At 62.8% G+C, this 13,629-nt stretch carries 15 protein-coding genes; 9 read left to right on the top strand and 6 right to left on the bottom strand.

Going from position 1 to position 13,629, the window contains the following annotated elements; genetic code table 11:
- Positions 1-2 precede the first annotated feature (2 nt).
- Together B5T_RS12050 and B5T_RS12045 are read right to left on the bottom strand one after the other, a co-directional pair.
- The gene (locus B5T_RS12050) at positions 3-1,166 is read right to left on the bottom strand and encodes an isovaleryl-CoA dehydrogenase (protein ID WP_014994784.1); all 1,164 of its coding nucleotides are present in this window, start codon (positions 1,164-1,166) and stop codon (positions 3-5) included.
- A complete protein-coding gene (locus B5T_RS12045) occupies positions 1,159-1,554 on the bottom strand; it encodes a MerR family transcriptional regulator (RefSeq protein ID WP_014994783.1) in 396 nt (131 codons plus the stop codon). The genes B5T_RS12050 and B5T_RS12045 overlap by 8 nt, the downstream gene beginning before the upstream one ends.
- Before the next feature lie 144 nt (positions 1,555-1,698).
- Between B5T_RS12045 and B5T_RS12040 the strand changes: the two genes are divergently transcribed.
- Genes B5T_RS12040 through rraA form a run of 3 tightly spaced genes read left to right on the top strand, consistent with a single transcriptional unit; the run spans position 1,699 to position 5,117 of the window.
- Entirely contained in the window at positions 1,699-3,927 is a 2,229-nt protein-coding gene (locus B5T_RS12040; protein ID WP_014994782.1) for a response regulator, read from the top strand.
- A gap of 2 nt (positions 3,928-3,929) precedes the next feature.
- The gene (locus tag B5T_RS12035) at positions 3,930-4,622 is read left to right on the top strand and encodes an NAD(P)H-binding protein (protein WP_014994781.1); all 693 of its coding nucleotides are present in this window, start codon (positions 3,930-3,932) and stop codon (positions 4,620-4,622) included.
- A gap of 12 nt (positions 4,623-4,634) precedes the next feature.
- Entirely contained in the window at positions 4,635-5,117 is a 483-nt protein-coding gene (gene rraA / locus B5T_RS12030; protein WP_014994780.1) for a ribonuclease E activity regulator RraA, read from the top strand.
- Between the two features lie 99 nt (positions 5,118-5,216).
- On the opposite strand, the gene B5T_RS12025 is transcribed toward rraA, so the two are convergent.
- The gene (locus B5T_RS12025; protein ID WP_014994779.1) at positions 5,217-6,197 is read right to left on the bottom strand and encodes a malate dehydrogenase; all 981 of its coding nucleotides are present in this window, start codon (positions 6,195-6,197) and stop codon (positions 5,217-5,219) included.
- 110 nt (positions 6,198-6,307) lie between these two features.
- Positions 6,308-6,649: a hypothetical protein gene (locus B5T_RS12020; RefSeq protein ID WP_014994778.1), complete on the bottom strand. Its 342-nt coding sequence runs from the start codon at positions 6,647-6,649 to the stop codon at positions 6,308-6,310.
- 124 nt (positions 6,650-6,773) lie between these two features.
- On the opposite strand from B5T_RS12020, the gene B5T_RS12015 reads away from it, so the two are divergent.
- The 6 genes from B5T_RS12015 to modC are packed head-to-tail and all read left to right on the top strand — an operon-like array spanning position 6,774 to position 12,088.
- The gene (locus B5T_RS12015; protein ID WP_014994777.1) at positions 6,774-8,312 is read left to right on the top strand and encodes a carboxylesterase/lipase family protein; all 1,539 of its coding nucleotides are present in this window, start codon (positions 6,774-6,776) and stop codon (positions 8,310-8,312) included.
- Positions 8,313-8,363: 51 nt separating this feature from the next.
- Positions 8,364-8,696 (top strand): BolA family protein, encoded by a 333-nt coding sequence (locus B5T_RS12010; protein ID WP_014994776.1) that lies wholly within the window; start codon positions 8,364-8,366, stop codon positions 8,694-8,696.
- Positions 8,693-9,628, top strand: a complete 936-nt coding sequence (trhO, locus tag B5T_RS12005) for an oxygen-dependent tRNA uridine(34) hydroxylase TrhO (RefSeq protein WP_014994775.1) — start codon at positions 8,693-8,695, stop codon at positions 9,626-9,628. The genes B5T_RS12010 and trhO overlap by 4 nt, the downstream gene beginning before the upstream one ends.
- An 11-nt stretch (positions 9,629-9,639) precedes the next feature.
- The gene (gene modA / locus B5T_RS12000) at positions 9,640-10,368 is read left to right on the top strand and encodes a molybdate ABC transporter substrate-binding protein (RefSeq protein ID WP_014994774.1); all 729 of its coding nucleotides are present in this window, start codon (positions 9,640-9,642) and stop codon (positions 10,366-10,368) included.
- A complete protein-coding gene (gene modB / locus B5T_RS11995) occupies positions 10,368-11,045 on the top strand; it encodes a molybdate ABC transporter permease subunit (protein ID WP_014994773.1) in 678 nt (225 codons plus the stop codon). The genes modA and modB overlap by 1 nt, the downstream gene beginning before the upstream one ends.
- The gene (gene modC, locus B5T_RS11990; protein ID WP_014994772.1) at positions 11,042-12,088 is read left to right on the top strand and encodes a molybdenum ABC transporter ATP-binding protein; all 1,047 of its coding nucleotides are present in this window, start codon (positions 11,042-11,044) and stop codon (positions 12,086-12,088) included. Before modB ends, modC begins: the two co-directional genes overlap by 4 nt.
- Here modC and B5T_RS23400 read toward each other — a convergent pair.
- Both B5T_RS23400 and B5T_RS11980 read right to left on the bottom strand, forming a co-directional pair.
- Positions 12,066-13,178 carry a prolipoprotein diacylglyceryl transferase gene (locus tag B5T_RS23400; RefSeq protein ID WP_014994771.1) on the bottom strand — a complete coding sequence of 371 codons (1,113 nt, stop codon included), beginning with the start codon at positions 13,176-13,178 and terminating at the stop codon, positions 12,066-12,068. The genes modC and B5T_RS23400 overlap by 23 nt on opposite strands.
- A 97-nt stretch (positions 13,179-13,275) precedes the next feature.
- A complete protein-coding gene (locus B5T_RS11980) occupies positions 13,276-13,500 on the bottom strand; it encodes a hypothetical protein (protein ID WP_014994770.1) in 225 nt (74 codons plus the stop codon).
- Positions 13,501-13,629: the final 129 nt, after the last annotated feature.

Here is a 13,629-nt window from a genome sequence, read left to right as displayed (position 1 = left end):
TATTAGGCGCTCTCGTTGAACAATTCCCGGCCAATCAACATGCGGCGGATTTCACTGGTGCCGGCGCCGATTTCATAGAGCTTGGCATCGCGCAGCAGACGGCCGGTGGGGTATTCATTGACATAGCCGTTGCCGCCGAGACACTGGATGGCGTCGAGAGCCATCTTGGTGGCGTTTTCCGCGCAATACAAAATGACACCGGCGGCGTCCTTGCGGGTGGTCTGGCCGGCATCGCAGCAGCGGGCCACCTGATACAGATAGGCGCGGCTGGCATTCAGGGTCACGTACATGTCGGCGAGTTTGCCCTGCATCAACTGGAATTCGCCAATGGCCTTGCCGAACTGTTTGCGTTCATGCACGTAGGGCACGACCACATCCAGACAGGCCTGCATGATGCCGGTGGAGCCGCCGGAGAGCACGGTGCGTTCGTAATCCAGACCGCTCATCAAAACGCGAACGCCTTCGTTCAGTTTGCCGAGGATGTTTTCCTCCGGCACTTCGCAGTCCTCGAACACCAGCTCGCAGGTATTGGAGCCGCGCATGCCCAGCTTGTCGAGCTTCTGCGCCCGCGAGAAACCAGGGAAATCCCGTTCCACCAGGAAAGCGGTGATGCCACGCGGTCCGGCGTTGATATCGGTTTTGGCGTAGATCACATAGGTGTTGGCGTCCGGTCCGTTGGTGATCCACATCTTGTTGCCGTTGAGTATGTAACGATCGCCTTTCTTCTCCGCGCGCAGGCTCATGCTCACCACGTCGGAGCCGGCGCCGGGCTCGCTCATGGCGAGGGCGCCAATATGCTCACCGCTCACCAGCTTGGGCAGGTATTTGGCTTTCTGCGCTTCGTTGCCATTGAGAAAAATCTGATTCACGCAGAGATTGGAATGGGCACCGTAGGACAGGCCGATGGATGCGGAGGCGCGGGAAATTTCTTCCATCACCAGGGTATGGGCCAGATAGCCCAGGCCGGCGCCGCCATACTCCTCGGAAACGGTGATGCCAAGCACGCCGAGATCACCGAGTTTTTTCCACAGTTCGTTGGGGAACAGATTGTCGCTGTCCACCTGGGCGGCAATGGGCGCGATTTCGCGCCGGGCAAAGGCGCGAACGCTGTCGCGCAGGGCATTCAGGGTTTCGTCGAAGTGAAAGTCCAATCCACCGTCATACATTATTGTTCTCCAATTGCATCATGGCCTCACGGGCCCGTTGTTCAGCCTCATCCATTTCCTGCTGCATGGCCTGGATGTCTTTGAGTTGCTGCTCGAGCATGGCCCGCTTTTCGGCGATTTTGCCGAGCAGGGCTTGTAATTGATGGCGGTTGTCCCCGGCGGGGATGTACAGCTGGATCAGCTCGCGGGACTCGGCCAGGGACAGTCCCAGCCGCTTCCCGCGCAGAATCAGTTTGAGCGCGACGCGGTCGGAAGGTAGATAGATCCGGGTCTGGCCGCGCCGTTGTGGGTGCAGCAGGCCCTGATCTTCATAAAAGCGAATGGTGCGCGTGGTGATCTGGAATTCGCGGGCCAACTCGCCGATGCTGTAGGTCTTTTGTGTTGTCATGGTGGCAGCATAGGGGAAGTTTACGTAAACGTAAAGATGTTGTGGGTGAGTGCCTGACGGCGGACCTTCTTTGACCCGCGCGTCATTACGGTTGAATTTAATGACGGCAAGGCCTAACTTACGCCTGATCCGTATGTCGGCAGAATGACGGTGATATACAGAAAAGATCGCAAGGTCCTCAAGCGAGTGGATTACGGGGCCGCCAAGAACTCCCTGATGGGGGTGTTGGCGGCCCTTCTGGTTTATGCCCTGGTGACGGCCTGGGGCGGGGTATACCGGGCCCACGAACTGGAAACATTGATTGCCGGCGGCGCGGTGGTGCTGGTCACGGCCTTCCGGTTGTGGCTGATCGCCCGATTCGACGCTCTGTACGGCGCTGGTCCGGCGCGCTGGCGCAAGCTGTTCGGCGCCGGACTGATCCTGCACGCCCTGGTCTGGGGCGTGATGCCGGTGTGGCTGCTGTGGCGCACTGGCGCCGGCTTCAACTTCTTCGTGGTTATTCTCTACAACGTTGGTGTCACCACCGCTCTGGGCAGCTCCTGGATGGCGGGATTGCGTGTGCGCCAGCTCTATATCGTGCTGATGTTCGTGCCGATCCTGCTCGGGCTGTTCTTCTATGGCGGCGTGAAAGAGTGGCTGCTGGTGGTCCTGGTCGGCGCCTACACCTTCTATTTATTCCGTCTGTACCGGGGCCAGTATGAGCTGTTCTGGCACGCGGTGACCCGTGAACGGCGCGGCGAACAGCACGAGCGGCGGCGGGATCAGCATGCCGGTACCGACATCCAGTTGAGCCTGGTCTACCGCCTGGCCCATGAGCTGCGCACACCGATGAACTCGGTGATGGGCATGATGTCGCTGCTGGAAGAAACCAAACTTTCCGATGAGCAGCGTGAATATATGCAAGCGGCGGGGCAGAGCGGAAAACTGATGCTGGCGCTGATCGACGACGTGCTGGACTACTCCCGTATCCTCACCGGCCGTATCGTGCTCAGCCCCGACTATTTCGATCTGCGCGGCACGCTGGAACAGGCATTGGAAGCGTTCGGCCCCATGGCCCAGAGCAAGGGGTTGGAATTGTCCGCGATGATTGATCGCATGCTGCCCCGGCGGGTACGCGGCGACCGTGACCGTTTCATGCAGGTGCTGACCAATCTGCTCAGCAACGCGGTGAAATTCAGTGACAAAGGCGAGATACGCCTGGACGTGGATTTCACCGAAGAAAGCGACAGTGAAGGCGTGCTGCGGGTCAGAGTCAGCGACCAGGGCAGGGGCATGGATACCGATACGCTGCGCACCCTGTTCCAGGATCATTTCCTGGACGGCGCCCAGGACGCCTTCGCCGCCAAGCACATCGGCTTCGGTTTGTTGGTGTGCAAGGGGCTCACCGAGGCCATGGGCGGTTCCATTGGAGCGGAAAGCGTGGAAGGCGAGGGAGCCACCTTCTGGTTCACGGTTCGTTTGGGCATGCAGAGCGACATGAATGAACCGCAGAAACTGCTGAGCGCCATGGACGGTTTGCAGGCGCTGGTGGTGGGCAGCGCGGGCGGTGCCCTGGCCGGCTTGCAGGAAGAATTCGAGGCGCTCGGCTGTCAGTGCCAGGGGGCCCATGATTACGACCACGCGCTGCAGGCGTTACGGGCCGGACAGCGCGAACAATCCGAGTTTCATCTGTTGCTGGTGGATACCAGGGAACGGCAGGAACTGGCCCTGAATCTGTGTCACAACGTGCTGGTGGATCCGGCCCTGAGACCGGTCAAGCTGATTCTGATGTGCACCATCGAGGAACGGGCCCAGCCAGCGATCCAGCGCCTGGTGGAACGCCATGGCCTGGTGGTGCTGGTGAAGCCGGTGCATCGCAGCGTCCTGCGCGGGGCTCTGGAGCGTCTGCTGGGGGTGCCGAGGGCCATGCCGGTACGGGATCTGCCGCTGGAAAACGCGGAGGCTCTGGAGCGCCGCAGACATTTCCGCTTGCTGTTGGTGGAAGACAACGAGGTCAACCAACTGGTCACCAAGGGCATGCTGGCGAAGCTGGGGTATCAGGTAAAGACCTTCAGCAATGCACCGGCGGCGTTGTCCTTGCTGCAGCGCGAGACCTATGACCTGGTGTTGATGGATTGCATGTTGCCGGGAATGGACGGATTCGAGGCAACCAGGGTGATGCGCGAAAGCGAACGCCAGGAAGGCCGTGCGCGCACGCCGATCATCGCGATTACCGCCAACACCGCCGAGGGCGTTCAGGCCCGCTGTCTTGCCGCCGGCATGGATGACTTTCTCGCCAAGCCGGTGCATCTTGAAGAGATGGAAACGGTATTGCGCCGCTGGCTGCCGTTGGGATCGGCGAGCGACAATCACGAAGAAGGCGAAGGAGAATAATAATGACCCGACGTGCTCTGGTGCTGGGCGCCACCGGGCTGGTGGGCCGGCACTGTGTGAGATTGCTGCTGGGTTGTAAGGCCTACGATGAAGTGCGGGTGCTGACCCGGCGTGAGGTGGAGGTGAAACATTCCCGCCTGCGGGAAAAAGTCATCGATCCGGAGCAGTTGGAGCAGGAAGGTGACTTCTTCAAGGTGGACGACGTGTTCTGCTGTTTGGGCACCACCATGAAGCAGGCGGGTTCCCGGGAAGCCTTTGAACATGTGGACCACGAATTGGTGGTGCGCTGCGGGCACATGGCCAAGCAGGCCGGTGTGCGACGTTTCATGGTGGTGTCCGCGGTCAACGCCAATGCCCGTTCCTCGTTTTTCTATGCGCGGGTAAAAGGGCGCATGGAACAGGATCTGGAGGCGCTTGGCCTGCCGCTGCTGGTCTTGATTCAGCCGTCCTTGCTGCGCGGCGATCGGCCAGAGAAGCGGTTGGCGGAAGACGTGGGCAATCTGCTCTCCCGGCTGCTGGAACCGGTGACCCGCTGGACCGACGCGCATTGGTTGCCGGTGCCGGCGGAACGGGTGGCGCAGGCCATGGTGGGCATGGCCCTGATGGGGCCGGACACCGGCGTCTACCGGGTGCGGTACCGGGATTTTCAGGTGTTCGCCGGCAAATTCCAGGGCCAGTTCCCGGCTCTGGCCTGACAAGGAGTGAATATGACGTTTGTAACCTGCGATCTGTGTGACGAGCATGCCGACAAAGTGTCCGTGGTCACCGGGCTTAACTGGTTCAGCTACGGTGGCCGCCAGGCGTTTGGCGGCGAGATCGTAACGGTAAAGTGTTTCGAGGATAACTCCCGTGTGAAGGAGCAGCTGGCCACCGACGGCAAAGGCAAGGTGCTGGTGGTGGACGGTGGCGGCAGCCTGCGCAATGCCCTGATCGGCGACATGATCGCTGAAAACGCGGTGAGCAATGGCTGGGAAGGCGTGATCATTTACGGCGCCTGCCGTGACGTGCGGGAACTGGCCAAACTGGACCTTGGCGTGGTCACCCTGGGGTGCGTGCCGATCAAATCGGTGCGCCGAGGTGAAGGTCAACTGAACATCGACGTCACTTTCGGCGGCGTTACTTTCCGCCCCGGTGATTTCGTCTACGCCGACGCCAATGGCGTGATCAGTTCCACCGAAGCATTGCTGTGAATTGAGACCGCCCAGGGGCTGCCGCTGGAAAATCGTATTTCCGGGTGAGACCGGTTCACCGGGCCCGCGAGCGCGGGTCCGGTAAACACGGAGAGGCGATTACGGCAGCAGGTGGCTTACCGCGTCGCGCTCTTCGGCCAGTTCCTGCTCGGTGGCCTGCATCTTGGCTTTGGAGAACTCGTTGTTTTCCAGGCCCTGGACGATGCTCCAGTCGCCGTCCTTGCAGGTGCAGGGGAAGGAGTAGATCAGACCTTCCTGGATACCGTAGGAACCGTCGCTGTAGATCCCCATGGAAACCCAGTCACCTTCATCGGTGCCCAGCGCCCAGGAGCGCATGTGGTCGATGGCGGCGTTGGCGGCGGAAGCGGCGGAGGAAGCGCCACGGGCCTTGATGATGGCGGCGCCACGCTGTTGCACGGTGGGGATGTAGTCCGCTTCGTACCAGTCCTGCTCGATCTGATCGACGGCCACTTTACCGTCCACTTCGCAGTGATGCAGATCCGGGTACTGGGTGGAGGAGTGGTTGCCCCAGATGGTCATCTTCTTCACGTCGTTGACGGTCTTGCCCAGCTTGTTGGCCAGCTGCGCCATGGCGCGGTTGTGGTCCAGACGGGTCATGGCGGTGAACTGACGCGGGTCGATGTCCGGCGCGTTGCGCTGGGCGATCAGGGCGTTGGTGTTGGCCGGGTTACCCACCACCAGCACTTTGATAGCTTTGCTGGCGTTGTCGTTGATGGCCTTGCCCTGGGCGGAGAAGATCGCCGCGTTGGCTTCCAGCAGATCCTTGCGCTCCATGCCCGGGCCACGGGGACGGGCACCTACCAGCAGGGCGTAGTCGGCGTCCTTGAAGGCCACATTGGCGTCGTCGGTTTGCACAATACCGGCCACCAGCGGGAAGGCGCAGTCTTCCAGTTCCATCACCACCCCTTTCAGGGCTTCCAGAGCGGGGGTGATTTCCAGCAATTGCAGGATTACCGGCTGATCCTTGCCGAGCATGTCGCCGGAAGCGATGCGGAACAGCAGGGAGTAGCTGATTTGACCAGCGGCGCCAGTCACCGCCACGCGTACAGGTGCTTTCATGAAGGTCTCCTAGATCGTGGGGAGATGAAGTCGGCGCGCATTATAGAGGACCGCGCCGCCAAGCGCACGGACGGAAGGAAAAGAGAGGGGTAGGTCGGACGTCCAACGTCTCAGCCGGCGGCTTTCTGCTCGCGGGCGATTTTGTTGACCTTGCGGCTGATGCGGTCCAGCTTTTTGCCCAGCGCGTCCATCTCGTCGCGAGTGGGCAGGCCAAGCACATGGGCCAGATTGGCACGCCAGTCCTGCGGGGCCACGGCCTTGGCCTTGTCACCGGCCTTGTCGCGCAGCGCTTCACCGGTTTCCACCAACTCATTCAGCAGGCGCTCACCGTTTTCGGTAATCCGATTCACGATTCCCCGGGCGGCTTTGTTAAGCTTGTCCGTTGTGGCGGACAGGCGCGTGCGCAGGCCGGTGGCTTCGGTTTGGGCTTCTGCTACGTCATGTTCACTCATTGAATGGCTCCTGTGCCAAGTCGTAAGCGTCGTGATAACGGCTACAAGTGTACGTTGAGTGCATTCAGGGCTCTTTTTTTCTGTCGAACAATTCGACAACCAGCCAAGTGCTAAGGAGAACAAGGTGGCGAATGAACAGACCGTGACCCTGTCGCAGGGCCGCTATCAGGGCGTAGCGGGGGAGGGTGTCCACGAATTCCGGGGCGTGCCTTATGCATTGCCACCGCTGGGCGAACGCCGCTTCAAGGCGCCCCAGCCGCTGCCCGACAGTGATCAGGCACAGCGGGCCGATCGCTATCCGTTGCCTTCCCTGCAGCGCCGCAACCCGCTGATGGGCGTGGAGGAATCCGGTGAGGACTGCCTGTATCTGAACATCTGGGCCCCCGAAGGCGAAGGGCCCTTTCCGGTGATGCTGTGGTATCACGGTGGCGGTTACACCGCCGGATCGGTATCGCAGATGCTGTATAACGGCGCCGCGCTGGCCCGGAATGGCAAGGTGGTGGTGGTCAACGCCGCCTATCGGCTGGGCGCCCATGGCTTCGCCGATTTCGCTTCAGTATTGCCGGGCGCGGACAGCAACCTGGGCTTGCGTGATCAGATCGCCGCGCTGGAATGGGTGAATCGTCACATCGAAGCGTTCGGCGGCCGGGCCGACCAGGTGACCATTTTCGGCGAATCCGCCGGCGGTTTCAGCGTCGCCTCGCTGATGGCGGCGCCACGGGCGCGACCACTGTTCCAGCGCGCCATCATCCAGTCCGGCGGCGCCGATTTCGTGCTGTCGCCGGAGGAGTCGCGGCGCGTCACAGAGGCGTTTCTGGCGGCGTTACCCGGCGAGGGCGATGTCGCCGATCGTCTGCGGCAGGCCGACGGTGACGCCTGGCTGGCGGCACAGGGGGAGGCGCTGCGTACGTCGGTGGCGCGGGGATTGCGGGATTCCACACCCCAGTTCGGGATGAATTTCCTGCCGATGGTGGACGGCGACCTGCTGCCGCAGGTTCCGATCCAGGCCATGGCCGACGGCGTCTGCGCGGATATCGAACTGCTCGCCGGGGTGTGCCGGGACGAATGGAATTTCTTTCAATATTCCGGGCCGTTGGCTGGCTTCCCCACGGTGGAGCAAATGCGCGCCATGGATGAGGCCGAGATTCAGCGCCGCTTCGAACGTGCCGCACCGGGCAACGGCCAGCGCCTGTTCGACTATTATCGCGCCCACGTTACCCCGCACCCGCAGCGCAGCAATATGGACTGGTTTTCCGCCATGGAGAGCGACCGTCTGTTCCGGGTGCCGACTTTGCGTTTGCTGGACGCCCAGTCTTCCCGGCAGCCGCGCACCTGGGGGTTCCAGTTCACCTGGCCGAGCACCCAGTTCGGCATCCCCATGGGGGCCTGTCATGTGGTCGACGTGCCGTTCGTATTCGGCATTACCGATACCCCGGTGGGGCAGTATTTCACCGGTGGTGGCGAGCAGCCGAAACAACTGGCCAGCCGGGTGCAACAGGTGTGGAGCGACTTCTCCCATGGCCGTGGCGCTGACTGGGCTGCCTGGAGCGAAAACCGCCAGGTGCACCAGTTCGGGCCCGGCGACAGCGAAACCGCGCTGCTGGACCAGGAGGGCGAAGCCCTGTGGGAGGCGGTTATTCCACGCCCGGAGACTGCAAAATGATCAGCAAAACCGTAGAATAGCGTCCCCAGACCCGATTCCACGGAGAGCAGTATGAGCGTGGCTCAAGCCATTGAGCGCAAAATCCGCGACGCCATGCCGGTCGTCCAGGTCACGGTGGAGAACGAAAGCCACCGCCACAACGTGCCGGCCAACTCGGAAACCCACTTCAAACTGACGGTGGTGTCCGAGTCGTTCTCCGGCAAGATGCCGGTGCGTCGTCATCAGGCGATCTACGCGGTGCTGTCCGAGGAATTGGCCGGTCCGGTGCATGCACTGGCCCTGCATTTGTTCACCCCTGAGGAATGGAACGCCCGCAATGGCGAGGTGGCGGCCTCGCCGGATTGCCGTGGCGGCAGCAAACATGATCCGGAGTTCACTCGATGAACGATGTCATCGTGGTGGCGGCGTTGTACCGCTTTACCCGTCTCGACGATTACCAGAACCTGCGTGAGCCGTTGCTGGCGTGCATGACTGAGGCCGGCGTGCGCGGCACCCTGTTGCTGGCCCGTGAAGGCATCAACGGCACCATCGCCGGCAGCCGGGAAGGCATTGACGCGGTGCTGGCCTGGCTGGCGGCGGACGGTCGCTTTCAGGGGTTGGAGTACAAGGAATCCTACACCCACGAACCGCCGTTCCTGCGCACCAAGGTGAAACTCAAGAAAGAGATCGTCACCATGGGCGTGGAGGACCTGGACCCCGACGCCGAACGCGGCACTTACCTGGAGGCGGAGGACTGGAACCGGGTGATCGCCGACCCGGAAACCCTGGTTATCGACACCCGCAACGACTACGAGTACGAAGTGGGCACCTTCGCCGGCGCGATCAATCCGCACACCAAGGCGTTCCGTGAGTTTCCGGATTATGTGCGCGAGAATCTGGATCCGTCCCGCCACAAACGGGTGGCGATGTTCTGCACCGGCGGCATCCGCTGTGAAAAATCCACCGCCTATTTGCGCCAGCAGGGGTTCGAGGAGGTTTATCACCTCAAAGGCGGGATCCTCAAATACCTGGAAGACGTGCCCAAGGACGAGTCATTGTGGCAGGGCGAGTGCTTCGTGTTCGATGAGCGGGTTACCGTCGATCACGACCTCCAACCCGGCCAGTATCAGCAGTGCCACGCCTGCCGCCGGCCGATTTCCGATCAGGATAAGCTGTCCCCGCAGTACGAGCCGGGCGTGTCCTGCCCGCGTTGCTACCACGAGTCCACGGCGGATCAGAAGGCCCGCTTCGCCGAGCGGCAGCGCCAGATCGAACTGTCCCGTCAGCGCGGCGAGGCCCACCTCGGACAAAACCCCCGGGAGTCCGGATCACGTTAACGGAGACCGGCATGTTCCGCTTCGCCTGCTGTGCTTTGCTAATGGCGCTTCCGTTACTGGCGTGGCCGGAAGCGCCGGTGCGGGTGGCGGTGGCCGCCAATTTCGCTGGCCCCATGCGGCAGCTGGTGGCGGATTACCAGTCCCGGCATGCCGGGGCCGAGGTGGCCGTCAGTGTGGGTTCCACCGGCAAACTCTATGCGCAGATACGGCAGGGCGCGCCGCTGGACCTGTTCCTCGCCGCCGATGAGGCCCGCCCGCGTCAGTTGGAGCAGCAGGAACGGATTGTCGCCGGCAGCCGCCGCACCTATGCCCTGGGCGTGCTGGCACTGTGGAGCCGGGAGCCGGGGCTGGCGCTGGGGGCGGCGCTTTTGAATGGCGGTGAGCTGACGCCGCTGGCGCTGGCCAACGCCCGCACCGCGCCTTACGGCGGCGCCGCCGAGGCGGTGCTGACCACTCTGGCGTTGCCGGACTCCGTCACCCTGGTGCGTGGCGAGAACGTGGGGCAGACCTTTCAGTTTATCCAAAGCGGTGCCGCCCGGGCCGGGTTCGTTGCGCTGTCCCAGGTTCGGGAAGCCGGCGGCAGTCTCTGGCTGCCACCGGCGGCGTCCTATCCGCCGATTCGCCAACAGGCGGTGCTGCTGGATGACCGGCCGGCGGCTCGCGCCTTCTATGATTTCCTGTTCAGTGACGCCGCCCGGCAACGGATCGAAGCGGCGGGATATCGGCTGGAGACGCCTTGATGCTGGCGGCCGGCGACACTCTGGCGTTATGGGTGAGTGTCAAACTGGCGCTGATCACCACTGTGATCCTGTTGCTGCTGTGCACGCCGCTGGCCTGGTGGCTGGCCCGCCGCTTCCGGCCCGGCCAGGCCCTGCTGGAAGCGCTGCTGGCGTTGCCGCTGGTGCTGCCGCCCACGGTGCTGGGCTTTTACCTGTTGCTGTTTCTTGGCCCGGACGGTCCCGGCGGTTGGCTTGGTCCCCTGCTGGAGCGGCCGGGACTGGCGTTCTCCTTTGCCGGTCTGGTGATCGGCTCGGTGGTTTATTCACTGCCGTTCGTGCTGCAGCCGTTAAAGAACGCTTTCGCCGCCATCGACAAGGATATCCTGGACATGGCCGCCGCCGCCGGCGCTGGCCCTCTTGATCGGTTCTTCTCCGTGGTGCTGCCACTGGCGCGCCCTGGTTATCTGTCCGCCGCGGTGCTTGGCTTCGCCCATACGCTTGGGGAATTCGGTGTGGTGCTGATGATCGGCGGCAGCATCGCCGGCGAGACCCGGGTCGCCTCGGTGGCGCTGTATGAGCACGTGGAGGCCGGTGATTACGCCAGTGCCCAGCGTCTGGCGCTGGTGTTGGTGGTGATGTCGCTGGTGCTGCTGTGGGCGGTGTTCCGCTGGCAGAAGAAGGCGCGGGGGCCGCTATGAGTCTGTGCCTGGATATCGCCCTCCGTCGCGGCGCTTTTGAGCTTTCGGTGCAGGGGACATTGCCGGAACGGGGCGTGACCATCCTGTTCGGTGAGTCCGGGGCCGGCAAAAGCAGTCTGCTGCGGGCGGTGGCGGGTCTTGAGCCTTGTCAGGGACGCATTAAATTCGACGGCGAACGTTGGCAGGGTTCTGCCGGAACGTTGCCGGCCCATCGCCGGCCGGTGGGGCTGATGCTGCAGAAACCGACGTTGTTTCCCCATCTGGATGTGATCGGCAATCTCCGCTATGCCGCGCGGCGGGCGCCGGTGCCGGCACAACGTTGGGAAGAAGTGCTGGAGTTGCTGTCATTGGCGCCGTTACTGTCGCGCCGGGTGCAGGGACTTTCCGGTGGCGAGGCCAGTCGGGTGGCGCTGGGGCGGGCCTTGTTGAGCGCGCCGCGACTGTTGCTGCTGGATGAGCCGCTGGCGGCCCTGGATCAGGCCCGACGCCAGGCGCTGATGGAGGTGATCGGCCGGGTGGCGAAGACCATTCCGGTGTTGTATGTCAGCCATCATCTGGATGAGGTGCTGACCCTGGGAGAGCACCTTTGGTGGTTGCGTGACGGCGCCCTGGCGGCGCAAGGCGAGGTCAACGATGTGCTGGCCGGCCCCGGGTCTCCGCTGGCGGAACATCGGGACGCGGCGGTGGTACTGCGCACCCGCCATCTGCGTTATGAGCAGGATCATCATTTGCTGGTGCTGGCCCTGGGCGCCTGTGAGGTGAGGGTGCCGGCCTCCGGGCCCGGCGGTGACACGCCGCGTCTGCGGGTGGCGGCGCGGGACGTGAGCCTGACGTTGTCGCCGGCCTTGGACTCCAGCGTGCTGAATATCCTGCCTGCGGTCGTCGACGAGGTGCGATCATTGCCCCAGGGGCAATGCTTGGTGCGGTTGCGGTGCGAACAGCAATGGCTGCTGGCGCGCTTGTCCAGCTATTCCCGGGACCGGTTGGGTCTGGCCCCGGGAAGCCGGGTCCATGCCCAGATCAAGGCCGCCGCGCTGGTGTAGCCAGCGGTGGCTCGGCCTCGCTATCGCAACCGGCCTGCCCGCGCCAGTCCGGCGCCAGACCGAAACGCAGTTCCCCGGTGGTGATGGTGCTGGTGCCGGAGAACAGGAACATGCCCACCGTCACCAACTGCAGACAGAGAATCATGCCCGGTTGCCACAGGGTGGTCAGACCGGCGCTCAAGACCGGCATGGCGGTGTCGCCGCCCGGTAGCAGCAGGCTGATCAGCAGACCGTAGAGCGCCGCCAGACTGGCCATGGTCTGGTAAACGGTAAAGCGCTTGCCACCGCGGAAATCCGCCCGTAAAAACTCCGAGTACACCCGCCACAATTGTCCGCCGGTCAGCGTCAGAGCGAAGGCGATGGCGTACAGTCCGTGGAAGTATAAGGCCATGCCCACCAGCGCCAGCAGAGTGTAGAACACACAAGTGAGGGCCTGGATCGGAACCACCCGCACCGCTTCCATGTTCCCGGCGAAGGCAATCTTCTTGGTGAAGCCGTGAAAGACATGGTGCAAGCCGGCGAAGCAACGCCGGGCCCAGGCCGGCGCCTGCTCCAGTGATTTGCCGTAACAGCAGCCAAAACTGATACAGGCAAGCCGGCCAACCCCCTCGCCAAGCACATAAGCGATGGTCATGGCGGCCAGCAGCGGCATCACCGGCAACGGCTGTTGCCACCATTGCCGGGATAATTCATCGGCGCCCCACAGTAACAGCGGCGCCAGCAGGATACCGACGAAACTGGCACCGCCCACGGTAAAGCCGTGGCGATTCTTTTCCACCACCGTGGCGATCAGCTTGGCCGCCGGCAGACACACCGCCAGAATGCCGGCGGTGAGTCCCAGGGCGATGCCCAGAGGGACACCGGAGGCGGCGGTAAGCAAGACGAACGCGGCCACGCCGAAGCCGCCGGCCAGACCGGTGAACAGTCCGTAATAAGTGAGATTCAGCGTGCGCCAGGTGCCGTCACGGTTTTTCGCCAATGGCAGGCAGGCAACGAATTGCCAGCGTTCCCGTGGCAGTGCCCGGAACAGTATCCGATAGCTCAGTGCGAACAGTACCGCCAGGGCGAGCACAAAGAGATCCGCGTCCATGATTGTCCCTCCGCTTGTCCGATTCTACGGCAGGCTACGAAGAGGCGGGGACGGATCAGTGACGGATTATTGACGGTTTGGTGAAGGAGGCCGGCGCTTATAACTTGCGCAGGTAATATTCCGCCGCGTGAACGATCAGATCGGTGACCGAGCGATCCTCGCGCAGGGCCTGCATCTTCAGGCGCTTGTGCAGGTCCGCAGGAATGTCGGCGGTGAGGCGGCGGTGGCCCGCCCGTACCGAGCCGGTGCGGCGCATGCGCGGTGCCCGTTGCGGAGTGGTCGGGAGGCTCTGTTGCTGGTCGACGAAATCGATCTGTTCCATGATGAGAAGCTGGCGGGGCTGAGATGCGCGAAGGATAATACATAGCGCCGCGGATGGACAGGAATTTACTTTCAATCCATCATGCAAGTGTTTGAAAAGCATAGGGAATAAATCGGCCTATTTGCCATT

Source organism: Alloalcanivorax dieselolei B5 (assembly GCF_000300005.1).
Taxonomy (GTDB): domain Bacteria; phylum Pseudomonadota; class Gammaproteobacteria; order Pseudomonadales; family Alcanivoracaceae; genus Alloalcanivorax; species Alloalcanivorax dieselolei.
The sequence above is the reverse complement of the archived record's forward strand: the minus strand, read 5'-3'. Positions and strand labels throughout refer to the sequence as shown.